A 23,659-nucleotide genomic window follows, 5' to 3' on the forward strand; every position below is an offset into this window, starting at 1 on the left:
GATAGCGCCAAGGGCCTGATTTTGCCAAAGGTGCGGGCTAAAAGTGGGATCTTGGCGGTGCAGTGGTGGCAGGATGCACCGTGGGTGGCTGCAATCTGGTGTCATTTGCTGACAGTGGCGGCCCAACATAAAAAACGGCCCGCCAAAGGGCGAGCCGAATGCACACTACGGAGTGAAACACTTTGTCTATCAGGCGGTCTGGGTGGCCAGTTCGGCCGCTTTCAGCTCACGTTTGATACGACGGATCTTGCGCTCCTCGGCCACGGCCACGCAGGCCATCAGCACCAGGCAGGCGGCGGCGGCCATGTCCAGCGCCGCGAAGGTGCCGCTCCAGCCGGTCAGGCCGAAGATGGGGGTGCCATCGGCGATCATGCCCAGACCCAGCTTGGCGAAGCTGTCACCGATGAGATAGGCGAAGGTGCCCTTGACGCCATCGGCCACGCTGATCCCCTGCTTGGGCACGAAGCCCACGGCGGCCACGCCGATCAGCAGCTGCGGGCCGAACACCAGGAAGCCCAGGGTGAACAGGGAACCCAGGAACATGAACTGGGTGGTGGCGTGCTGGTAGAGACCCAGGGTCGCGATGATCAGCGCCAGTGCCACACAGGCCACCAGGCCGCGGCGACCGTTCGCCAGATCGGAGAGATAGCCCCACATCAGGGTACCGACCAGGGCGCCCACTTCGAAGAAGGTGAAGCCCTGGATGGCGACTTCCTTGGAGAAGCCGAGCTCCTGATGGGCGTAGACGGTGGACCACTGGTCGATGCCGATGCGCACCACGTACAGGAAGATGTTGGCGAAGCAGAGCAGCCAGATCACCTTGTTCATCAGCACGTACTTCACGAAGATCTGGCCCTTGGTCAGCTTCTGCTCCTCGGTGGCGATGTCCTCTTCGCTGGCCACCTCGTCAAACAGCTCCTCCACCTTGCCAAGGCCATAGGCCTCCGGTGAATCGTTGCCAAAGCGCAGGCCGATAAAGCCGACGATGAGGGCGATGATGGAGGGGAAGATGAACATACCGAGCACGTTGCCATCGAACAGGTAGTTGGCACCGAACAGCGCCACCCCGGCCGCCCCGGCGCCACCCACGTTGTGGGAGAGGTTCCACATGCCGAGGTAGGTGCCGCGCTTGTTGCGGGGGGTCCACTTGGTGATGGTGGAGTAGCTGCAGGAGCCGCCACAACTCTGGAAGAAGCCGCTCAGGGCATAGAAGAAGATCATAAAGTAGAGGCTAAACCCGGTACCCCCCATGCTGGCACTGAAGCCCAGCATGCAGAGGGCGGAGAGGATCAGCATCAGCGGCAGGAACTGCTTGGTGTTCTTGCCGTCGGCATAGTAGGAGACGACCGTCTTGCCCACCCCGTAGGTGATGGAGAAGCCGAGGCCTATCATGCCGAGCTCGGTCATGGAGAGACCGTACTCCTGGATCATGTCATTCTGCGCAATGTTGAAGTTCTTGCGGATCAGATACATGGTCAGATAGCCAATGAATACAACCAGATAGGATTGCATAAAGGGCTTGAACCAGAGTTTGCGCCGGGCTTCGACCGGCAGGTCCAGGGTGGGGATCCGGACCTGTTCGAGCAGTTTAAACATCTTCGTTCATCCTCTGCGAGATAGACGGAATTTCCGCCGCGCCCCTCATTTGTGTATTGAAATAATTCAATCTGTTATGGGAGGTCACGCCACGGAAAGGCCAACGGGGAAGCGGGGCTGCCCAGTCGATTGAACCTGTGCCCGGCACCTTGCGTCTGCGAAGGGGCGGGTCACTACATCAGGTGGGACGACTGTAATGAGGCGCCGCCGGGAGGGCGTGAGAGCCATCCCTAGGGGAGATAGGAAAATTTCCTAGTTTGGCGGGATCTGGCCGCGAAGTGTGAAGGGGATCACGGGATGGCTGGTCGATAAGCGGGTCTGTGTGTTGTGGGAGGGAAGCTGCACGCCTCGGCGAACAGGCAATAGAGGCAATAAAAAGAGGCCACCCCGGGGTGGCCTCTTTGGATCTTGAAGTATGGAAAGAGGGGATCAGGCGGCCTTGGCCAGCGCGGTCTCGTCCGTCTTCTTCACCCGCAGTTTTTTCAGGGCAACCGCCACCACGCCGGTGACGATGGCGCCGCAGACCATGCAGAGCAGGGCCAGCAGCGGCTTGTTGACCGCACCCAGCAGGGCGACGATGGGACCACCGTGGGCGACGCTGTTGGTGATGCCAAACAGGAAGGCCATCACGGCGGCGGTCATGCTGCCCAGTATGTTGGCGGGAATGACCGCCAACGGGTCACGGGCGGCGAACGGGATGGCGCCCTCGGAGATCCCCACCAGACCCATGGCACCGGCGGCTTTGCCCGCCTCGATTTCGGAGGCATCGAAGATCCCCAGCTTGCGGCCGAGCACGGTAGCGAGCGACATGCCGAGCGGCGCCGCCGGTATGGCGCAGGCCATGGCCCCCATGAACTGGGTCTGGCCGGAGGCGATCATGCCCACCGAGAACAGGAAGGCCACCTTGTTGACCGGGCCGCCCATGTCAAAGCCCGCCATGCCACCCAGCACTATGCCGAGCAACACCAGGCTGCCGCCGCTCATGGAGAGCAGCATGGCGTTCAGGCCGGTCATCATGTCCGCGATGGGGGCACCGATGATGAAGATGAAGACGGCGGCGATAAACAGGGAACCGACGATGGGGGCGATCAGGATAGGCACCAGCGGCTGCACCATCTTGTGGTACTGGCGGGTGGCAATCCAGCGCACCAGATAACCGACCAAGAGGCCCGCTATGATGGCACCGATGAAGCCGGTACCGGCGTCGGCGCCGTAGAAGCTGCCGTTGTTGGCAATCCAGCCGCCGATAAAGCCGGGGGCCAGGGCAGGACGATCACCGATGGCATAGGCGATGTAGCCGGCCAGGATGGGGATCATCAGGGTGAAGGCGGCGACGCCCACGTTGAGGATCTGGTTCCACATGCTCCCTGCCGGGATCTGCATGCCGCTCGGGGTCGGATCCCCGCCGATGGCGAGCGCCAGCGCAATCAGCAGGCCCCCGGTGACCACAAACGGGATCATATGGGAGACGCCGTTCATCAGGTAACGGTAGAGATCCGAGCTGCCGCCCGCGCTCTTCTCCTCGCTCTTGCGCTCATCCTTGTCCGCCACATAGGCGGGGGCCTTGAGGGCCTGCTCGATCAGTCCCTTGCCATCCTTGATGGGGGCCTTCACTCCTGTCTTGATGAGCGGCTTGCCGTTGAAGCGGGCCATGTCCACCTGCTTGTCACAGGCCACGACGATGGCGCTGGCGCGGGCAATCTCGGCCGCGGTCGGGCTGTTCTTGACGCCGATGGAGCCATTGGTCTCCACCTTCACCTCGTAGCCCAATTCCTTGGCGGCACGCTCCAGGGATTCTGCCGCCAGATAGGTGTGGGCTATGCCGGCCGGGCAGCCGGTGACACCTATGATGAGGCCCTTGTCGGCGGCGGGGGCGGCTTGCTCCTCTCTCTTCTCAAGCAAGAGTGCCAGCGCGGCGGCGGGGCTCTTGGCCGCCAGCAGGGCGTCGATAAAGCCCTCTTCGATCAGCTTGGCGGAGAGCTCGGCCAGCACCTCGATATGGTGGTTGGCGCCGCCCGCCGGGGAGGCAATCATGAAGAACAGCCGGGAGGGCTTGCCATCCTCGGCGCCGTAATCGATACCGCTGCGGCTGATGCCGATGGCCACCGCCGGAGTGCTCACCGCCGCGCTCTTGGCGTGGGGCAGGGCAACGCCCTCCTCGAAGCCGGTGTTGTCCAGCTCTTCCCGGGCCCACAAGTCCTTGATGAACTGCTGCTCATCGCTGACCTTGCCCTGGGCGACCAGCAGGCGGGCCATCTCGCTGAAGACCTCTTCCTTGCGCGTCGCTTTTAAATCGAGATTGATCAGATGTTCGTTGATCAGTGTGGTGATCATGGCGCTCTCCCGCTCCTTGATGAAGCCTGTTGGCATGCCGACGCCCGTTGACGGGTCGAGGCATGCGGACAAAATTGACACTCATATTATGGCTGCACGGTGTCAACCGCCCTATCGGACAAATATGCGAATCACTGGATTTTTGTGCGGTAAAATTCCGAGTGTGAGCAGGATCTCAAAGTGATAGATTGGGCGTGAGGAATATGGCGACTGTATTTTTCTACATTAAATCATTCAGTTATAGTCTATTTCTATGCGGCTGGACAGATGTGGCCCTACCAGTGGGAACTGGAGAGAGAAGCCTGTTCTGTAAATTTGTGAGATGAAAAGAGTCGGCAGGCTGTGAGCCAGCGCACATAAATGACGGCCATCAGGGGAGGATAGGGGAGAGCAAGCTGGAGAAAAGTCGCAGGCCATCGAGGCGATAGCCATATGGATGGCGGGTTAAAAGTAGCTGGGCGGCATACCCGCATAGTGTGGGTGCCCGAGAGAGAAGAACATGCAATCACCGCTCTGGATGCGCTGATACCCCAACTTCTCGTAGTAGTGATGGTCGATATCCGCATGCAGAAAAGTGGCGATGGCCTCTGGAGCGTTCAGGAGCTTTTCTGTCACGCCGCGCAGCAGCTGGGAGCCAAAACCCTTTCCTCTCATCGCCGGATCCGTTGCCAGGGAGCCGATACCAAAGCAACCCTGGCCGAGGCCAAATAGGTCGCTATAAACGATAAGGGAAGAGACCGGCTTTTCATCGACAACCAATACATACCAAACACCGGACTGGTATTTCTTGCTGCTTTGACAACCAGCAAGATATTCATCTCGAGACAGACCCCCACCCCAAACATCGAAGCCCATAAGATAGATGGTATCCAGTTCATGTCGGCAGGCTGTTCTTATCTGCATCTTATATTCACCTATCTCATGTATATAAAAGGTGAGGCTCAATGCGCTCTCATTGTTATCCATAAACACCGTCACCGGCCCCAAGCTTCTTTTGTCTGTCCATTATGCGATGAAACAGCCACGCCACCTCTGTATAAACAGCCGAGACGAAAAAAATAGAGGCATAAAACCCCTGGCGAAAACAACTCCCTCTAGACATCATGTCGGGTCATGCAGAAATCACGTTGATAGGTACCGTAATGGCCAGACCAGATTTAAATTTGACGAGAAATACATTTTCGGTTCTCTAGTCTGTTAGATTTGATTAATTTTAATAGTAAGTCGCTATGTTAATCGTGATGGTATTGAACATGGCGACGCATGAACTATAGATGTTTATTGATTTTTTCGTGGTAAACGTTGAGTTTCACTTCGTTCAGCCCCAACCTACAGCTTGCAAGACCAGTATACGAGATTTGATTACGCGATCGTCCGAATACACTACGCTATTCGAGCCTACGAGCCTGGATATGCAACGCCTAGAGAACATCTCTAAAAGCATTCCTTATACATGATTTTTTGTGCAGAGAGTCATCGTGGTTTCTGACACGGACTCTCCATCAATGCGATAAAAATCAGATGTTTCACCTATGATTTTGAAGCCACACCTCAAATACAAGCTCTTTGCTGGAATGTTGTTTGAAAGGACGTTTAAATCTAACCAGTCAATACTGTCAGTCTCTTGGCAAAATCGGAATGCTGATTCTAATAGCGTTATGCCTAAACCTTGTTTTCTGGCATTGTTTTTTACACCGATGCCTAACAAAACACGATGGAAATTATATTCTCCACTGTAATGGCGCAAATCTATATGCCCAAGAATATGGCTGCTTGAGTCTTTAGCTAACCAAAGCTTTCTCCAACTTGGCTTACCGATACTAACGCCAAAACCATCTCGAAACTTGGTTCTAAGTTGTTCTGATACTTTGCAGTGATCCTTTGGAATTGGTTGAAATAGTGGTGAGTTGTCGGATGCGTTTTCTAGAAGTTGAACACCTAGATACTCAAAGAAAAGATCTAAATCTGATGGTTTTGCTTCTACTATTTCCATATATTCACCTAGTTACGTATAACGCTCGGTTAAGTGTCGCTCCGATTAGAACTGTAGGTTCGATTAGCGCAGCGTAATCGGACTTTCGCGAAGACATATTCAAGACCTTCACCTTTTTATCAGACTAAGCTACCGCCCCTGGATATCAGCCTCCAGCTTGCTGCTTTTCATCTGCGATTGACCTGAAATGGCGTAATAGATCCGTGTCATGGATGCGACTCCACAAAGGCATTTGTAGCCAAGTGGAACATCTTAATCAAAGCGGTGCGGTAGCAACACAGGGAGCCAATAAAAACCGGCTCGGGATCAACAAATGGCTTGTTCAGGGGGCGGCCAGCGCAGAATTAGCGGGGCTGACTCGAGTTACCGCAGAGGCGCCAGCCGTTCTGTGACATGGCGCTTGGAAAGCAGGGCTCAATACTCGAGAAATTTCTCGCCGCAGCGCTCGCAGATCAGGTGGCGCACATGGGTGGTCTGATAGGCCAGGGTCTCGCCAAATGCCCAGTTGGTGAGGGTGCTGGCGCGAAAGGCTTGCCAGAAGGCCTTGTGCGGGTCTTTGGGCATGATGTCCTGACTGTGATCGCGAGGGACCAGCACCACTATATGGCGGGTGCGCTCCCCGCACTGGTCGCAGGGATGGATTTCGCTCTGCTCCTGCTGTGCACTCTGTTTTTGCTGTTCACGCTGGGCTGTCATGATGCACTGGCTCCTGCTCTGGATGGTGCGCTCATCATATTCCTCTCCACTTGGCTCTCCTACTCCCCATACGGAGTTCTGCAATCGGGAGCGGGCTCACTTTTTATCTGCCGGGTTATCTGCCGGGGGAAGGGGCGGCAAGTTTCCCTGGTTGAAATCAGCATCATCTGTCGGGGCAAGAAGCGTCACTGGCTAAAGCCTGCCGCATCACGCTGCGCCAATGCCCGCTCCACGTAGAGATAGCCGATGCCCATCACCTGTTGGGGGCGGGTGAGTTCGCCGAAGCGCAACTGGGTCGCATTGACCGCATCGCTGCAGTCGAAGGGGTTGGCACCGGTCTGGCTGACGATGGTCTGCAACCAGGGCTCGCCGAAGTCGCAACTGCGGCCATAGAGCCAGATGCGGTTGATGTTGAGGATATTGAGGAAGTTGTAGAGGCTCAGGCCAATGGCGCGGGCCCCCTCGTCCACCAGGGCGCGGATCATGGCATCCCCCTGATGGTAGAGCGCGAGCAACTGGGCCGTGTCGAGCTCCCCGCCCGCCGGCGCCGGGTTGTCGGCGCTGGCTTGCTGCTTGAGAAAGACCCTAGCCCGCTTCTTGATGGCAAACAGCGAGGCGACCGTCTCCAGGCAGCCGTAGCGGCCGCAGGCACAGGCGCTGCCGTCCGGGTTGATGATGGTGTGGCCTATCTGGCCGCTGCCAAAGAGGGCGCCCCTGTAGATCTGGCCGTTGATGATAAAGGCGGAGCCGATGCCGTAGTCGACGTTGATGACGCAAAAATCCCCGCCACTCTCCCGGCCCTGCCACTTCTGGGCCAGCGCCAGCATGATGCAGTCGTTGTCCACCATCACCTCGCAGCCGAGGCGCTCCTCCAGCAGGTACTTGAGCTCGACCGGCGCGTGCCAGGGGGCCTGCGGCATGGTCTGGGAGACCCCGGTGGCCGGGTTGACCTGGCCGTGCACCGCCAGTGCCAGCCGGATCGCCAGCCCCTTGTGACGGCGCTTGTGCTGGTAGTAGTGGGCCTCGATCAGGCGCAGCAGCTCCTCCGGGGTCTGCGGGGCTATCTTCTGGCCGCTGAACTCATCCAGCGGAGTGATCAGGCTGTCCACCAGTATGCTCTCCATGCTGGTGGGACTGATGTTTAGGCAGAGGATGGCTCCCTTGCCGCTGGCGATGCGGTAGCTGCCGCCGTTGATGCCGCGCAGGGAGAGGTTTTGCTCGCTGTGGCTGATGGCGCCATCGGCTACCAGTTCGTCGAGGATCTTGCTGACCGCCGGGATGGAGAGCTCGCAGTGGCGGGCCAGGGTGGACTTGCTCGCCTCCTTGAGCTGGTAGAGCAGCGCCAGCAGCACCTGCTTGTTGTGGTGGCGTACCTTCTGGTTGTTCAGGCCAATGATCATCAGTTCACTAAACTCCGCTTACTGTATTGCGTGATCTTTAAGCGAAAATCGCTGTCATCGCCATCTTAAACTGGCCTCATCGAAACGTTTACTAATAAATGTTGAATGAGGCGAGATTGATGAGAGCTGATGTAAGAGTCTGGGTAGAAGCCGTCACCCTGCCGACCTACGAGGTCGGTGCCGAAGATCCCAACCCCATGTTTCTCGAGAAGCGGGTCTATCAGGGCTCCTCGGGGGCCGTCTATCCCTATGGGGTGATCGACACCCTCACCGGCCAGAAGCAGATGAAGTCCTATCAGGCGGTCTGGCTGGAGAATGACTTTATCAAGGTGATGCTGCTGCCGGAGCTGGGCGGGCGCATCCACCGCGCCTACGACAAGGTGATGCAGCGGGACTTTGTCTACTACAACGAGGTGATCAAGCCGGCGCTGGTGGGGCTGGTGGGGCCCTGGATCTCCGGCGGCATCGAGTTCAACTGGCCCCAGCACCACAGGCCCACCACCTTTATGCCGGTGGACTTCACCATCCAGGAGCACGAGGGCGGCGCCAAGACCGTCTGGCTCGGCGAGGTGGAGGCGATGCGCGGTCTGCAGGTGATGGCGGGCTTCACCCTCTACCCGGACAAGGCGCTCATCGAGATCACCGGCAAGGTGTTCAACGGCAACGACACCCCGCGCCACTTCCTCTGGTGGTCCAACCCGGCCGTCAAGGGCGGGGACGATCACCAGAGCGTCTTCCCGCCTGATGTGACCGCCGTCTATGACCACGGCAAGCGTGACGTCAGTGCCTTCCCCATCGCCCGTGGCACCTACTACAAGGTGGATTACTCCGCCGGGGTCGATATCTCCCGTTACCGCAACATCCCGGTGCCCACCTCCTATATGGCGGACAAGTCTGATTACGACTTCGTCGGCGCCTATTGCCATGGCGAGCGGGGCGGCCTGCTGCACGTGGCGGATCACCACGTCTCCCCCGGCAAGAAGCAGTGGAGCTGGGGCAACTGCGACTTTGGCCTGGCCTGGGATCGCAACCTGACCGACGACAACGGCCCCTACATCGAGCTGATGACCGGGGTCTATACCGACAACCAGCCCGACTTCACCTGGCTGGATGCGGGGGAGGAGAAGGTGTTCGTCCAGAACTTCCTGCCCTACAACACACTGGGTACCCTGCAAAACGCCAACACCCGCGCCGCCATCAAGCTGGAGCGCACCGATGACGGCCTGCTGTGCGGTGCCTACGCGATCGCGCCGCTGGGCGGGGCGCGCTTCGAGGTGAGCGACGAGAACGGCGTGTTGCTTAGCCAGTTCATCGACTTGCAACCGGGTCAGGCCTGGCTTGAGCCGTTCGCCCTCACCAGCGAGGGACGTTTGCAGGTACGGCTGCTGGATGAGCAGGGCCAGCCGATCCTGAGTTATCTCGAGCATTTGCCCGCGGGCGAGGCGCTGCCGGATCCGGCCACGGCACCCTTGGCCGCGGCGGATCTCGACTCGGTCGATGAGCTCTACTTCATCGGCCAGCATCTTGAGCAGTATCTGCACGCCAGCCGCTCCCCCTTTGACTACTACCTGCGGGCGCTGGCGCTGGACGGGGGCGACTATCGCTGCAACCTGGCGCTGGCGACGCTGGAATACAACCGCGCCAACTATGAGCAGGCGCTGGCGTATGCCAACCAGGCGCTGACCCGGGCCCATCGCCTCAATAAGAATCCCCAGTGCGGCAAGGCCAGCCTGCTGCGCGCCCATATCGAGGAGCGCCAAGGCCTGCTGGACGCCGCCTTCGACGACTTCCACAAGGCGACCTGGAGCGGCAACGGCCGGGATGCCGGCTTCCTCGGCCTGGCCCGCATCGCCATGGTGCGCCGCGACCCGGTGCAGGCGCTGCAATTTGTCGAGCGCAGCCTGGCGGTCAACGGCACCCACTACGGCGCCATCGCCCTCAAGGGGCTGGCGCTGCTGGAGTGTGGCGAGCGGGAGTCGGCTCTCGCCTACATAGACGAGCAGCGAGTCCGTTACCCGCTTCACTATCAGCTCGCCTTCCTGCGTTGGCAGGGGAGCGGGCAGGGGGGGGATCTCGAGGCGCTGCGGGCCCTGTGCAACGGCCGTGGAGTGAACCTCTGCTTCCTGGCGAGCAACCTGCTGGAGCTGGGTCGTCCCGAGCTGGCGATGGCGCTGCTGGTGGCGCTGCCGGTGGAGGAGAGCCTGCCACTGCTGTTCCAGGCCAGCCTGCTGCCGGCAGGGGAGCAACAAGAGGGGCTGCTGCAGCGGGCCGAGCGGGCCTTTGCCAGCAAGGTGCGCTTCCCCAACACCCTGGGGGAGGTGGCCATGCTCGAGCGGCTGCCCCACAGCGGCTTCGCCCGCTACCTGCTCGGCTGCTTCCACTACAGCAAGCGCCGCTATGAGCCGGCCATCGCCCTGTGGCAAGGGGTGTGCGAGCAGACCCCGGGGTTTGCCCCGGCCTGGCGCAACCTCGGCATCTATCACTTCAACAAGAGCGGCGATCTGGCGGCGGCCGAGCAGTGCCTGAGTCGCGCCTTCGCCCTCAAGCCGGACGATGCCCGCCTGCTGTTCGAGCTGGATCAGCTGCACAAGCGCGGCGCCATGGCACCCGCGCAGCGGCTGGCGCTGCTGGAGACGCACCGGGAGGTGGCCCTCAAGCGCGACGATCTGACCGCCGAGCTGCTCAGCCTCCAGCACATCGAGGGTCGACTGGAGGCGGCGGCCGAGATCTTGCGGCTGCGCCAGTTCCACCCCTGGGAAGGGGGAGAGGGCAGGGTCACCGGCCAGTACCTCATCAACCAGCAGCGCCGGGCACTGGCACTGATGGCGCAAGGGCAGCATGAGCAGGCCATACCGCTGCTGCAGCAGGCGCTGCACTATCCCCTCAACCTGGGGGAGGGGCGCCTGGTGGGGCAGAGCGACAACGACATCCACTACCTGCTGGCGCTCTGCCACCTCGCCTGTGATCAGCAGAGTCTGGCCGAACAATGCCTGCATCAGGCCTGCCTCGGTCAGGGTGAGCTGGGGGCCAGCCGTTACTACAACGATCAGCCGGTGGATTACCTCTTCTATCGGGGCATGGCGCTGGCCCGCCTCGGCCACAAGCAGGAGGCGCAGCGTCTGTTCGAGGGCATGGTGGCCTGGGCCGGGCAGGCCATGGACGAGCGGGTCGGGGCGGATTTTTTCGCCGTCTCCCTGCCCGATCTCATCGTGCTCGACGACGATCCCCAGCACAAACACCGCCAGCACTGCCTGCTGGTGCTGGCCCTCGGCCAGCTGGGGCTGGGGGAGCAAGCGCGCGGCGAGCAGAGCCTGCGCGAGCTGCTCGCCCTGAACCCGGCCCATGACAAGGGGCACCTGTTCAGCCTGCTCTGCCGCCAATCTCAGCTCCACTCATAACAAAAACCGGCGCTCCGCCACGGTGCGGAGCGCCCCAGTACCCTACAATCACAAGATAGCGAGAGTGAGTCATGAAAAGTTCGCGAAATCAAATGGATACGGGTGGGCTCAATATGGGCTACATCTGGATGATCTGCCTGGTGGCCGCCTGCGGTGGCCTGCTGTTCGGTTACGACTGGGTGGTGATAGGCGGGGCCAAGCCCTTCTATGAGGCCTATTTCGCCATCACGGATCCGGCCCAGTCCGGCTGGGCCATGAGCTCGGCGCTGGTGGGCTGCGTGCTGGGGGCCGCCATCTCCGGCTGGTCGTCCGATCGCTTCGGTCGCAAGAAGCCGCTGATCCTGGCCGCCATCCTGTTCACTATCTCGGCCTGGGGCACGGCCGCTGCCGGTAACTTCGATCTGTTCGTGGTCTACCGCATCATCGGCGGCATCGGGATTGGTCTCGCCTCGGCGCTCTCCCCCATGTACATCGCCGAGATAAGCCCGGCCGACAAGCGCGGCAAGTTCGTGGCCATCAACCAGCTCACCATCGTCATCGGGGTGCTGGCCGCCCAGCTGGTGAACCTGATGATCGCCGATCCGGTGGCCAGCAGCGCGACCCAGGCCGATATCCTGGCGACCTGGAACGGTCAGTCCGGCTGGCGCTGGATGTTCGGCGCCGAGCTGGTGCCCGCCCTGGCGTTTCTGGTGCTGATGTTCTTCGTGCCGGAATCCCCCCGCTGGCTGGCCAAGGATGGGCAGTATGAGAAGGCGTCCCGCATGCTCGGCAAGATAGGCGGCGATGCCTATGCCAAACAGACCCTGGCCGAGATCCGCCAGACCCTGGTGGGGGAGACCCACAAGGTCTCCCTGGCAGAACTCGGCAAACCCTCGGTGCGCCCCATCCTCATCATCGGCATAGTGCTGGCGGTGTTCCAGCAGTGGTGCGGCATCAACGTCATCTTCAACTACGCGCAGGAGATCTTCGCCTCCGCCGGCTTTGACATCGACAGCACCCTCAAGTCCATCGTCGCCACCGGCCTCATCAACCTGCTGTTTACTCTGATCGCGCTGCCCATGGTGGACAAGATCGGCCGCCGCAAGCTGATGTTGATTGGCTCGGCCGGCCTCACCCTTATTTACGGCATGATGGCGGCGGCCTACGCCAGCGGCGTGCTGGGCCTGCCGGTGCTGCTGCTGGTGCTGGCGGCCATCGCCATCTATGCCCTGACCCTGGCGCCGGTCACCTGGGTGCTGCTCTCGGAGATCTTCCCGAACCGGGTGCGGGGTCTGGCGATGTCGGCGGGCACCCTGGCGCTCTGGATCGCCTGCTTTGTGCTGACCTACACCTTCCCGCTGCTCAATGCCGGACTGGGGGCCGCGGGTAGCTTCCTGCTCTATGGCCTCATCAGCTTCGCCGGCCTCATCTTCATCTACCGCAAGGTGCCCGAGACCAAGGGCGTGACCCTGGAGGCGCTGGAAGCCCAGCTGGCCCAGGGCAAGGTGGAGCTGACCCAGGCCAAGGCGAGCACCTCTGCATGAAGGTGCACAACCTGAACAACCCGCATCTTCGGATGCGGGTTTCAACCCAGGGGGCCTGCTTGCTGGGGCTGGAGGATGACAAAGGGCGCCCGCTGCTGCGGGACACCGACCCCGAGGCCCCCTGGCAGCCGGGGCAGAGCGCCCTGTTTCCCATGTTGCCGCTGGCCAACCGGGTGGCGGGCAATGGCTTCGAGCTGTGGGGGGAGGCGCAGCCCCTGCCCGAGAGCGACGCCGATCCCGACTTCTTCCTGCACGGAGAGGGGTGGCTGCGGCCATGGCAGACGGTGGCGCAGACCGGCAGCTCGGTGACGCTGCAGCTCACTGGCCATAACGGCCCCTTTCACTATCTGGCGGAGATCGACTATCGCCTGCAGGGGCCTAGCCTGGTGGCGCGCATCGGCTTGACCCATCTGGGGGAGGCGCCCTGCCTCTATGGCGCGGGCTTTCACCCCTTCTTCTGGCGCGATGAGCAGACCCGGCTGCGCTTTTTGGCGAGCGGGGTCTGGCAGGAGGGGGCGGATCACCTGCCGACCCACTGGAGCAGTGCATTGGCGCCCAACCTGGACTTTCGTCAGTGGCGGCGGCCACAGGGCTGGCTCAACCACTGTTATGGCGGCTGGCGCGGGCAGGCCGAGATCGAGCATCCTGGCCGCTATCAACGCTTGCAGATCTCCAGCGATGGCGGCTTCCTGATGCTCTATCAGCCCGACGAGGGCAGCGGCTTCGTCTGCCTTGAGCCCCAGAGTCACGCCGCCAACGCCCACCATATGGCCGGTCACCCCGGTCTGCGGCTGCTGACGCGCGGCGATCGCATGAGCCTCGGCATGACCATCAGCCTGCTGGCGACGCCATGAGTCGGTGCCTCGTCCCATCCCCATTTCGAGGCCCGCAAGGGCTTCGACTCATACATCGGATGACGTGTGCCTTGGTGACCCATCTCCCGGACCGGTGAGCCGACGGCCGGGGCCATCCCGGTCTCGGCCTTCACGCCAGCGCCGGCCGACATCCCCGGACTGGTCTGTCCTTATCTCCTTTCTTAACCCGCTCTGAATGCGCCGCGACTTTCGATGGACGGCGGCAGGGCCCATTGCTCTACTCCGCGAAAGGTTCAAATCGCTGCCGCGAGAGGCAGCACCGGCTCACCGTGGGTGAACCGGGTAAGGGAGTGCTTTAGGGAGGAGTGAACAATGACATTAGGCAAGTGCTTGATAATAGGATTGACAGCCCTTGCGCTGCTGGGGTGTGGTAATGACGATGAGGGGGGCTCAACGGAAGACGCTCATCCCCTCTCTTCGCTGCAGATAAGCCCGGGGGAGGCCAAGGTCCCCGTCGGTTTTGAGCAGCAGTTTCAGGTTATGGCTATCTGGGATGATGGCATGGTGCAGGATGTGACATCGCATCCCAACATCGTCTGGAGCAGCAGCGACAGTACAGTGGTCACCATAGATGACGATGGGCTCGCCAAGGGAATAAGCCCGGGGACGGCGCTCATCACCACGACAGGCACCGCCAACGGCGAGCCATACAGCGCCACCGCCAGGGTGGAGGTCATCGACACCTATGTGAGTGAATTACAATTGACGCCATCTGTCGCCACCGTACCAGTGGGCCTGAGTCAGTCCTTTATGGCCATCGCCACCTTTTCCGACGGCCAATCGCGGGATGTGACCAACGCCTCGGCCCTGAGCTGGCACAGCAGTGATGACAGCCGCGCGGTTGTCAGCAACGAAGAGGGCAACAAAGGGGTGGCCACCGGGCTGGCGACCGGGATCCTGACCCTCGAGGCCGTCGCCACGTCCAATGGCACACCGCTCCAGGCCTCGGCCCCGCTGGAGGTGACGGATGCCGTGATCACCGGGCTGGATATCCATGCCCCGCAAGATCCGCTGCCGATGGGGTTGAATGCGCAGATGAGTGTCTTTGCCAGCCTGTCGGATGGCAGTGCCCCCATCGATGTGACCGATCATGAATCCATCATCTGGCTCAGCAGCGATCCGGCGGTGGCGAGCATCAGCGACACCGGGTTGGTTACCGGGTTGGCACAAGGGAGTGCCACCATAGAAGTAAGCGGAACAGTCAATGGTGTCTCCTTCAATGCGACCGAGCAGCTCAGGGTGAGCTCGGCCGTTGTCATTCGGCTCGAGATGCAACCGGCGAACGGAACGGTCCCGGTGGGGCTGCAGACGCTCTTTAGCGCCATTGCACATCTGTCCGATGGGACTTCGTTTGACGTCACCGACAACCCCCTCATTCAGTGGCACAGCAGCCAGCCGGTAGTCGCGACCGTCAGTAGTCTCGAAGGCAGCAAGGGTCTGGTGACGGGCCAGGCGGCGGGAGTCGCCACCATCACCGCAAGCGGGACGATCGATGGCACGCCCTTCACGGCATCGGCTCCCGTGACAGTGTCATCCGCCGTGGTGACCAGTCTGGCGGTCACCCCGCAGACGGCGTCGGTGTCCATCGGTAACCGGCAGCAGTTCCAGGCCATGGCGACCCTCTCTGACGGTGGCTCACAAGATGTGACCCGCGACACTACCCTGACCTGGCACTCCGATGCGCCCGCAGTGGCGACCATCAGTAATGTGGATGGTAGTCGAGGGGAGGCCAGCGGCCTGACCGAGGGGTTGGCGCTCATCACCGCCAGCATGGGCGGTGTCGCCAGCACGGCGGCGCAGCTGTCGGTCACGCAACCGGCATCCATCATCATAGAGCCGATGCTTAACCAGATTGCCTCGTTGCAACTGAGCCCGGAGGCGTTCGCGTTCTGGAATGCGACCTCCATCAATTCAGCTCAGGGGCAGAGTGCCCTCAAGGAGCTGACCGGGCAGGTCTACAACCAGTTCCGCGACGAGTTTGACTTCATCACCGTGGTGATGAACAACGAGGAGGTTCCCTCGGGCATGCCCACCGGCGAGTTCACTCATGCCAGAAACGACGTCGAAGGCATAGGGCTCTCTCTGTTTGATAACACGGCGGACTTCCACTCGGACGGCAAGCTGCAGGGCATCTCTTTCCTCTACAGGAAGAAGTACCTCTCCACCTCGGCCTATGGCCCCATACTGCACGAGATGACCCACCGTTGGGCGAACTGGGTGGTGCCGAGCAGCTATCCGGGTCACTGGGGCAACGAGCTGGGTATCGTCGGGCAGTTGAACAACGTGAGCGCGAACTACGCCGATATCGAGCTCTATCTGATGGGGCTGATGGACTCCGCCGAGATGACGGATCCGGCCAGTCTGAACGCCTATGCACTTATCCCGGCCGACCAGAAGCCCAGGGTGCCAGGCGCCACCACCGCGCAGCGGGAGTTTAGGGTGTTGCTGTTGGTGCTGTCGGATCGGTCGCTCACCGCCACCGAGATCAAGAACTACAACAATGGTGCCACCTTGCTGGCCCGAACTGATAACCCCTCCCAGCAGGGCACCAACTTCCACAAGATGACGGGAGGCAGAGGTACCCTGGTGGTGAGCGGGCTCGACACACTGGTCAAGCCGACCCCTTAAGCCGGCGGAGTACCAGTCGCGCTCATCTGATCGAGCCGCGAACAGACGGGTGACACGGCCGATGCCGACCGCCCGTGAGGGACAAGCATCCGGAGCCAGTAACTGGCTCCGGATTTTTTATGGCGATGGCAAAGGGCGCCGGGCTAACGGTGAGTGGGTCACCTCAGGGGCGGCTCGCTTCATCTTGGGAGGGCTTTTTGAGCTGATAGCGGGTCTGCTCAATCTGATCGAAGCGCAGGATCAGGGTATCGCCTCCCTTGAGGCGATAGGCACAATGGCTGCCATTGCAGGCGATGCGGATATGGGGTTCATCCCCCAACAGGGGCGACTGGCTATGGGCCTCGCTCATCGGCCAGGTGCCTTGTTCGAGGCGGGTTATCTGATCTTGTGCTGCCTTTAATCCTTGTATAAAGAAGCTGATAGCTCCCATGACGGGGGTCAGCACCGCCAGAACTAGGAAGGCAAATTTGTAGTAGTTATTGCCAAGCCAGATAAATGTCCGGCGAAGAGAGGGGGCTGGGTAGCGTTTTTTCTGTTTGGCTTGCTTGCAAGCAGCCCGATACAACCATGATGTTTGCCACCACCATGTGAGGCCGATCCTCCAGCGCGGGCAAAAGATCAGGACGGCACAAATGGATAAAATGGAAACAATGAGGCCCAACACGACCCACATCCACGGCTTGAGTGAATTGAGAGTAGTGATTAGCCCAAAGGCCAGGAGATAGTCCGCTGGCGCGGAAAACTCAGAGTAATCAAGACGAAATGCCATGGTGTAGCCATAGTGATAGGCCATCCCCAACAAATAAGTCGCAGCAGTCAGGACGGGGATCGCCGTCATCACAATACCCACGAAACGCCAGATGGTTCCCTCATCTTCAGCTTCCAGCTTGGTCGCCCGTAGTTTCCTCACATGCTGGCGTAGCCAGCGCCAACGGGTCGTGAATATGGGCTCACTCATGGATATCCTTTTAAATCCTGTCACTAGTTCATATCAGCAAGCTGCTGGCCATAAAGGCTATTCAGCGCGGCTCTTCGGTGCGAAACAACACCTTGCCGCAGGCGAGGCAGGTGTGGCGATAGCGATGGTCGGGCCAGCCGGTCTGGGGATGGCCGACTACCTTGTCCGAGCCGCAGGTGCAGCAGCGAGCATTCAGCTCATCCTCGCTGGTGGGTAGGCGCAGCCAGTCGGGGTTGGCGTGGCGTTTGTCCCAGAAGCGCAGGGCATAGAGGGTGCCTCCCATGGCGAATAGACCGAGCAGTAACATGAGGTCCATCGATGACTCCGGATTGGGAAAGACATGGTGCCTGAGCGCCTATCTTAGCGAACAGGTGAGAGGAGCGGCCATCCCCACTTGGGTCAGTTCCATCGCCGAAGGTGCGCTCGTGGCTCAGCCATAACGGCAAGGAAAAACGGGGCAAGGGGCACCATATATTTGTTCTGAGGCCCTATACATGCGGCTTGAACGAAGGGGTTATCTGGCAGGGATGGCATCGCGCCATCCAATAAAAAGGGGCCTTGCGGCCCCTCGTCATGTCAGTCGGCGGTGGCTCAGGCTACCTTGCTGCTGCCTGCCAGGGTGCGGGCCAGCAACCCTTCCGGATTGTGGATGGCCTCCTTGGTCTTCACATCGATGATCTCGATGTCCTTGAATCGCTCCCGGTTCTTGATGGCCACATCGTGGGCCAGGATGACGTAGCGGGCGTTGGCCACGTCCTTGGCGGTGATGCGGTTGATGATGCCGTTGGCGCCCTGGGTCTCTACTTTCAGCTTGATCCCCTGTTTGGCGGCCGCCTTTTGCAGGCTCTTGGCGGCGAGGAAGGTGTGGGCCACGCCGGACGGGCAGGCGGTGATGGCGAGCACGTCCGCCTCGCCCTCGGCCTCGATGGCCTGGTAGTCGCTGTCGGGCTGGCTTACTTCTTCATCCTCGGTCACCGGCTTTTTCAGCAGGTTGACGATGAGGGCCGTGGTCAGGGCGCCGAGCACTGTGCCCAGGATGTAGCCCATCTTGCCTTCCACCACCGGCAGCACTATCCAGCCACCCCAGGGGGCGTGGTTGATGCTGTGCATCATGAAGCCGGTGATGTTGCCGACGATGCCGCCCGCGACGATTGCCGGGATGACGCGCACCGGGTCGGCGGCGGCAAAGGGAATGGCCCCTTCGCTGATGCCGATCATGCCCATGATGGCGGCCGCCTTGCCCGCTTCACGCTCCTCTTTCTTGTAACGACGGGGGGAGAGCAGGGTGGCCAGCGCCATGCCGAGCGGCGGCACGCAGATGGCGATGCCGACGCCCCCCATCAGCCAGGGTTGGGTGTTGACCTGGGTCTGGGCGAACAGGGTGGCGACCTTGTTGACCGGGCCGCCCATGTCGAAGGCGGTCATGCCGCCGAGGATGGCGCCCAGCATCACCTTGCCGGAGCCCGCCATGCTGGAGAGCCAGTTGTTCATCCCGTCCATCATGGCGGCGATGGGAGCGCCTATCACCCACATCACTATGCCGCACACCAGGAAGGTGCCGATCAGCGGATAGATGAAGATGGAGCCGAGCGAACTCATGGAGTCCGGTAGTTTTATGCGTTTGAGCTGATTGACGATGAGGCCCGCGATGAAGCCCACCAGGATGGCGCCGAGAAAACCGGTGTGGAACTGCTGCACCGCGATCCAGGAGCCGATCATGCCGGGCGCCAGGCCCGGTTTGTCCGCCATGGAGTAGGCGATGTAGCCGCCGAGCACGGCGGTAAACAGGGTGAGCCCGGCGATGCCCATGTCGGCCATGTCCTTGAGCACCCCGGCCTCGGGCACCGCGCCCTTGCCGCTCATCATCACCGACAGCGACAGCAAGACGCCCCCCGCGACGATGAAGGGGATCATGTGGGAGGTGCCAAACAACAGGTGCTGCTTGAGGGTGCCGAGCTGGGCCTTGATGCTGCGATCCTGGGGCTCAGGCAGGCTGGGCTTCTCCTGGGTTTTGGCTTGTGGCCGCGGCTTGGGGTCGGGCTGGGCGCTGGTCAACAGGCTGAGCACCTCGGCCTTGCTGGTGGCCGCCTGCATCTGCGGGATGAAGCCTGGCTCCAGCAGCTTGGTGGAGAGCTCGGCCAGCACCTCGATATGGTGGTTGGCGCCGCCGGCAGGGGAGGCAATCATGAAGAACAGCTTGGAGGGTTGCCCATCTTCGGCGCCGTAGTCGATCCCCTGACGGCTGATGCCGATGACGATGGCGGGCTGGAGTACCGCCTCGCTCTTGGCGTGGGGCAGGGCGACCCCCTGCTCGAAGCCGGTATTGTCGAGATTTTCCCGTGCCCAGAGGTCGCGCACGAACTGGTCCTGATTGGCAATCTTGCCGCTGGCTTTGAGCCGGGCGGCCAGCTCGACAAACAGCCCCTGTTTGTCTTTGGCGACGATGTCGAGGCAGATCAGTCCTTCATCTATCAACGAGGTGAGCATATGTGTCTCCTGGCTCCTGCGAGCCTTGGTGAGGTGATTCATGGATGGAGCAAACGATTGACCCCTCTATTGTTTCGTCCAACCCCTCTCACCGAAATCGGACATATGTGCCCTTTACTGGAGTTTTGTGTCAATGCCCTCGGCCTGTGACTCTGCTCGCATTTTGGTGTGTGGGTTAAAATCTGACGAATGGAAGATAAATTCAATTTAAAACAGTTAGTTAGTTTTGAGGTGGTCATGGATTAAAAACGCGACGAGGGCCACCATCACCCTGGGCGGTACCGTCTGAATGGAGATTTGTGCGCCCCGACCTGGCCTTGAAATGTGAGCCGTTTGGCAAAAGCCGACCCCATGACCCATGGGCATGACGGCTTGCGACGAGGGGAGTCGCCGCCCTGCCGGATTGTGTTAATCCAACTTTCAGATTGGGTATGGTTTAATCAATCGCTTATTTCGTTGGGCACTTGGGGAGATCCGCTTGTCCAACGGAGTGAGCAGGTTGGCCAAACAGTGCCGTCAGCCAGTGTGTAACCCGAGATGTAAGGAGACATCCTGATGGAAAAACTTGACCAAGAGATCGACACCATGCGCCAGGAGTTTGAGTCACAGGGGCAAAAACAGGCCCACGACAAATGGCAAGCCAGGGTCGATGAACTGCAGCGGGAGCGCACCGAGACGCCCCAGCCGGAAGCGGCAGAAAACTAGCCAGGGGATGGTCACTGAGGAGTGACCATCGTCAGCTTGATAAAAAAACCACCGCCCGGAGAGGGCGGTGGTTTTTTTTCAGGCTGACTGGGATATACGGCTCAGTCAGGTTTCATGGATGCAGGCCGAGCCTTAGGTGGGGGTCGTCAGCGGTTGGCGCCACATGCGGTACATGGTGTGGCAGTTGACGAACAGGAAACTGAGCTCGATCAGGCTGCCGCCGATGGAGCCTATCAAGATGTTGTGGCTGGTCCAGCAAAACCCTCCCGCCAGCATGCAGAGCCGCAGCGCTATGCCCTGGGTACGGAACAGGCCCCAGGTGCCGACAGTTGTGCCTATGATGGGGAGCCACTGCACCGGGCTGGTGATCCCGGGGATGCCGAGCCCCCACACCAGCACCAGGAAGAACAGCATCACCCAGGGGCTGCGGGTGCGCCCCGAGATGAGGGTGCGTGCGCAGCTGAGGCCCGCGCTGAGCGCCGCCGTGCTGGCCCCCATCAGCAGAAAGTGAAGGGCGATGGCTCCCTGATAGAGGCACAGACGCAGTCGAAAACGCCCGTCATCCCGCTGCCGGAAGGCGCTGATGCCGACCAGCATGGCGGCGAGGCCGATGCCCTGGGCCAGGGGTTGTTGCTGGAACAGCGTCCAGACAGGCGTCAGCCAGCTCAGTGCAGTGTTCACAAGGAGACCCCCTCTGTGAAGGGCGCCGATGCCTCGGTGTGATGAGGGTCGTTGCCGCGTGGTTTTCTGCCACCGGGTGTGGCAGTGAGATCGACGTACGGGGTCAGCGGGTCAGTCATGGGAAACCTTGGATCCTGGTGCCGCATTGAAATGGTTCCCATGCGGCTCGCGTCTGGCCCGCTCGCAGTGGGTGGCGGGTCTGACAAGGGGGGGCAGGCCGTCGGGAGGGCCTGTCCGGTGGAAATCGTACCATGTAACCGGTTCCAGTCAATGCGTCTCTCATCGCCGCCTCGTGGCCTGAAGACCGCCAGCAAACCGACCAGAGCCCATGGGATGGTTCTGGTCGGTGTATGCAGGGCCTGACCGCTTGCCACGGGGGAAAAGGGGGCGCACATTGACAGGCCCACAGGGTGGCCGTGCCGGTGATCGAGGATCCCGGGAGGCGGCCCCCGCTTCCCTCATCGAGGTAGACACGATGAAGATCCTTGGATACGCCATGGCGGCGGCGCTGTTCATCTTGCCGGCCATCTCCCAGGCCGCCCCCGGTGTTCAGGTCGGTTTCTCGCCGGAAGGCTCGGCCCGGGTGCTGGTGCTGGCGACCATAGCGGGTGCCAGACACCACATCCGCATGCTCGCCTACGCCTTTCAGGCTCCCGATATAGTACAGGCGCTGGTGGCGGCGAAAAAACGCGGGGTCGAGGTGCAGGTGGTGATCGACAAGAGGCGCAATCAGGGCAAGGCGAGCAGGGCGGCCATGGAGGCGGCGACCCGCGGCGGGGTGGCGCTGCGCACCAACGATCGCTTCCACATCCATCACGACAAGACGATTATCGTCGATGACAGCACGGTCGAGACCGGCTCCTTCAACTTCGCCCCCTCCGCCGAGACGCTCAACTCGGAGAACGTGATCGTTATGCGCGATATGCCGGACGTCACTCGCCAATACTTGGCACACTGGCAGTCCAGATGGGCACAAGGCGTGCCTTATCCTGCGACTTGAGAGGCGTCTTGGCTCGGGGCAAGCTGCCAGAGAGTGCTGCAACAACGAGGGCCATCGATGATGGCCCTCGTTTTTTATTTGTCCGGCTTGTCACGGCTTAACTGCGGTTACCCGCACGGGCGACCCGGCCCTCGGCCAGCATCTGGTAGCGGCCGGTGGTGGCGGGGACGAAGGCGGATTGTCCTTTCTCCAGCCGCAGTGTCTCATCACCCTGCTTGAGCAGGACGTCACCATCGATGGCAAACAGGATCTCGGCGCTGGCGGTGGTGAGTGCATGCTCACCGGCCGGGTAGACGCTGAAGGTGAAGTCAGGTACCGGCACCTCGAAGTGCTGCACCATGTTCTCGGTCATGCCCTCGACGCGGGGGGCAAGCAGGATCTGATCGTCCGGTTTGGCCACGCAGCGGGTGCAGTCCAGCAGCTCTGCCACGTCTATGTATTTGGGGGTCAGGCCTGCGCGCAGCACGTTGTCGGAGTTCGCCATGATCTCGAGGCCGGTGCCGCGCACATAGGCGTGGGGCGTGCAGGCGTCGAGGAACATGGCCTGGCCCGGCTTGAGGGTCACAACGTTCAGCAGCAGCGGTGAGAACAGCCCCACATCCCCCGGGTACTGGGCGGCCAGGTTGGCGATGAGTGCGAAGGTCTCTTCGTCCTGATGCTCGCTGGCATAGGCCAGCAGGTCCGTCAGGGCGGCTTCCTTGCGCGCGCCGTCCAGGATCAGCATCTGGTGGAAGAAGTGCTGCAACCCGGCTTCGTTCTGGTTGGCGGCGAGGGCCGCGACCAGATCGGCGATGGCCGCCAGCTTGACCCGCTCGAACAGCGCCAGGATGGCGGGAATGGTGCGAAAACCGTTCATCGCCTGATAGGGGGTGAGGGCGAACACCAGCTCCGGCTTGTGGTTAGGGTCTTTGTAGTTGCGATTGCCCGCCTTGAGGGGGATGCCGGCGGCTTCCTCCCTGGCAAAACCGGCTTCGGCCTGGGCCTTGCTGGGGTGCACCTGGATGGAGAGCGCCTTCTCGGCGCACAGCACCTTGAACAGGAAGGGCAGGCTGCCGAAGCGGGCCAGGGTGGCGTCCCCCAGCACGGCGGCGGGGGCGGCCTCGATCAGGATCGAGAGTTTCTGCGTACTGCCCGCGACGCTCACCTCGGAGCAGCCGTTCGGATGGGCCCCCATCCACAGCTCGGCCTGGGGTTTGCCATCGGGGTTGGAGATGCCAAACAGGCGGGTCAGGGCGTCATGGCTGCCCCAGTCGTAGCCCTGGATCGGGTTGTGCATCGGCAGGAAAGGGGGCAATGAAGAGGGCAAATCGCGACTGCTCATAAGGGACGCCTCATGTAATTTGAAAAAAAGCGAGTGAAGAAAAAGGTGGAATTGAACCGCAGAG

Annotated in this window: 17 protein-coding genes; 6 read left to right on the forward strand and 11 right to left on the reverse strand. The window is 61.1% G+C overall.

Features of this window, described 5'->3' with window-relative positions; translation table 11 throughout:
* Nucleotides 1-189: 189 nt before the first annotated feature.
* The 6 genes from uhpT to LG30_RS0108800 all read right to left on the reverse strand — a co-directional run bounded on the left by uhpT (nucleotide 190) and on the right by LG30_RS0108800 (nucleotide 8,019).
* The gene (gene uhpT / locus LG30_RS0108780; protein WP_033130334.1) at nucleotides 190-1,596 is read right to left on the reverse strand and encodes a hexose-6-phosphate:phosphate antiporter; all 1,407 of its coding nucleotides are present in this window, start codon (nucleotides 1,594-1,596) and stop codon (nucleotides 190-192) included.
* A gap of 429 nt (nucleotides 1,597-2,025) precedes the next feature.
* On the reverse strand, nucleotides 2,026-3,930 hold the full coding sequence (locus LG30_RS0108785; protein ID WP_033130335.1) for a fructose-specific PTS transporter subunit EIIC: 1,905 nt from the start codon (nucleotides 3,928-3,930) through the stop codon (nucleotides 2,026-2,028).
* 444 nt (nucleotides 3,931-4,374) lie between these two features.
* Nucleotides 4,375-4,896 (reverse strand): GNAT family N-acetyltransferase, encoded by a 522-nt coding sequence (locus LG30_RS0108790; protein ID WP_238566408.1) that lies wholly within the window; start codon nucleotides 4,894-4,896, stop codon nucleotides 4,375-4,377.
* 481 nt (nucleotides 4,897-5,377) lie between these two features.
* A complete protein-coding gene (locus LG30_RS21530; RefSeq protein WP_081966103.1) occupies nucleotides 5,378-5,923 on the reverse strand; it encodes a GNAT family N-acetyltransferase in 546 nt (181 codons plus the stop codon).
* A gap of 414 nt (nucleotides 5,924-6,337) precedes the next feature.
* Nucleotides 6,338-6,619, reverse strand: coding sequence for a hypothetical protein (locus tag LG30_RS0108795; RefSeq protein WP_033130336.1), 282 nt, complete (start codon nucleotides 6,617-6,619; stop codon nucleotides 6,338-6,340).
* Nucleotides 6,620-6,804: 185 nt separating this feature from the next.
* Nucleotides 6,805-8,019, reverse strand: a complete 1,215-nt coding sequence (locus tag LG30_RS0108800) for an ROK family transcriptional regulator (protein WP_033130337.1) — start codon at nucleotides 8,017-8,019, stop codon at nucleotides 6,805-6,807.
* 119 nt (nucleotides 8,020-8,138) lie between these two features.
* Here LG30_RS0108800 and LG30_RS0108805 point away from each other — a divergent pair, with 119 nt between their 5' ends.
* From LG30_RS0108805 to LG30_RS21145, 4 genes are all read left to right on the forward strand, one after another.
* Nucleotides 8,139-11,417 (forward strand): DUF5107 domain-containing protein, encoded by a 3,279-nt coding sequence (locus tag LG30_RS0108805; protein ID WP_033130338.1) that lies wholly within the window; start codon nucleotides 8,139-8,141, stop codon nucleotides 11,415-11,417.
* Nucleotides 11,418-11,509: 92 nt separating this feature from the next.
* Nucleotides 11,510-12,940 carry a sugar porter family MFS transporter gene (locus LG30_RS0108810; RefSeq protein WP_274518499.1) on the forward strand — a complete coding sequence of 477 codons (1,431 nt, stop codon included), beginning with the start codon at nucleotides 11,510-11,512 and terminating at the stop codon, nucleotides 12,938-12,940.
* A complete protein-coding gene (locus LG30_RS0108815) occupies nucleotides 12,937-13,794 on the forward strand; it encodes an aldose 1-epimerase (RefSeq protein ID WP_033130340.1) in 858 nt (285 codons plus the stop codon). Before LG30_RS0108810 ends, LG30_RS0108815 begins: the two co-directional genes overlap by 4 nt.
* A gap of 363 nt (nucleotides 13,795-14,157) precedes the next feature.
* Entirely contained in the window at nucleotides 14,158-16,443 is a 2,286-nt protein-coding gene (locus tag LG30_RS21145; RefSeq protein ID WP_052100942.1) for an Ig-like domain-containing protein, read from the forward strand.
* A gap of 163 nt (nucleotides 16,444-16,606) precedes the next feature.
* Here the strand turns inward: LG30_RS21145 and LG30_RS0108825 are convergent, their stop codons facing one another.
* The 3 genes from LG30_RS0108825 to LG30_RS0108835 form a co-directional block, all read right to left on the reverse strand.
* Nucleotides 16,607-17,401 (reverse strand): hypothetical protein, encoded by a 795-nt coding sequence (locus LG30_RS0108825; RefSeq protein WP_033130341.1) that lies wholly within the window; start codon nucleotides 17,399-17,401, stop codon nucleotides 16,607-16,609.
* A 61-nt stretch (nucleotides 17,402-17,462) separates the two neighbouring features.
* Nucleotides 17,463-17,717: a hypothetical protein gene (locus LG30_RS0108830; RefSeq protein WP_033130342.1), complete on the reverse strand. Its 255-nt coding sequence runs from the start codon at nucleotides 17,715-17,717 to the stop codon at nucleotides 17,463-17,465.
* Between the two features lie 275 nt (nucleotides 17,718-17,992).
* Nucleotides 17,993-19,888: a PTS fructose transporter subunit EIIC gene (locus LG30_RS0108835; RefSeq protein ID WP_033130343.1), complete on the reverse strand. Its 1,896-nt coding sequence runs from the start codon at nucleotides 19,886-19,888 to the stop codon at nucleotides 17,993-17,995.
* A gap of 555 nt (nucleotides 19,889-20,443) precedes the next feature.
* Here LG30_RS0108835 and LG30_RS22505 point away from each other — a divergent pair.
* Nucleotides 20,444-20,593, forward strand: coding sequence for a hypothetical protein (locus LG30_RS22505; protein WP_152599150.1), 150 nt, complete (start codon nucleotides 20,444-20,446; stop codon nucleotides 20,591-20,593).
* Nucleotides 20,594-20,725: 132 nt separating this feature from the next.
* Here the strand turns inward: LG30_RS22505 and LG30_RS0108840 are convergent, their stop codons facing one another.
* A complete protein-coding gene (locus LG30_RS0108840) occupies nucleotides 20,726-21,274 on the reverse strand; it encodes a YgjV family protein (protein WP_052100945.1) in 549 nt (182 codons plus the stop codon).
* 475 nt (nucleotides 21,275-21,749) lie between these two features.
* On the opposite strand from LG30_RS0108840, the gene LG30_RS0108845 reads away from it, so the two are divergent.
* Nucleotides 21,750-22,274: a phospholipase D family nuclease gene (locus tag LG30_RS0108845; RefSeq protein WP_033130344.1), complete on the forward strand. Its 525-nt coding sequence runs from the start codon at nucleotides 21,750-21,752 to the stop codon at nucleotides 22,272-22,274.
* Between the two features lie 97 nt (nucleotides 22,275-22,371).
* Here the strand turns inward: LG30_RS0108845 and manA are convergent, their stop codons facing one another.
* The gene (gene manA, locus LG30_RS0108850; protein ID WP_033130345.1) at nucleotides 22,372-23,595 is read right to left on the reverse strand and encodes a mannose-6-phosphate isomerase, class I; all 1,224 of its coding nucleotides are present in this window, start codon (nucleotides 23,593-23,595) and stop codon (nucleotides 22,372-22,374) included.
* Nucleotides 23,596-23,659: the final 64 nt, after the last annotated feature.

It is taken from the genome of Aeromonas aquatica (assembly GCF_000764655.1).
Classification (GTDB): domain Bacteria; phylum Pseudomonadota; class Gammaproteobacteria; order Enterobacterales; family Aeromonadaceae; genus Aeromonas; species Aeromonas aquatica.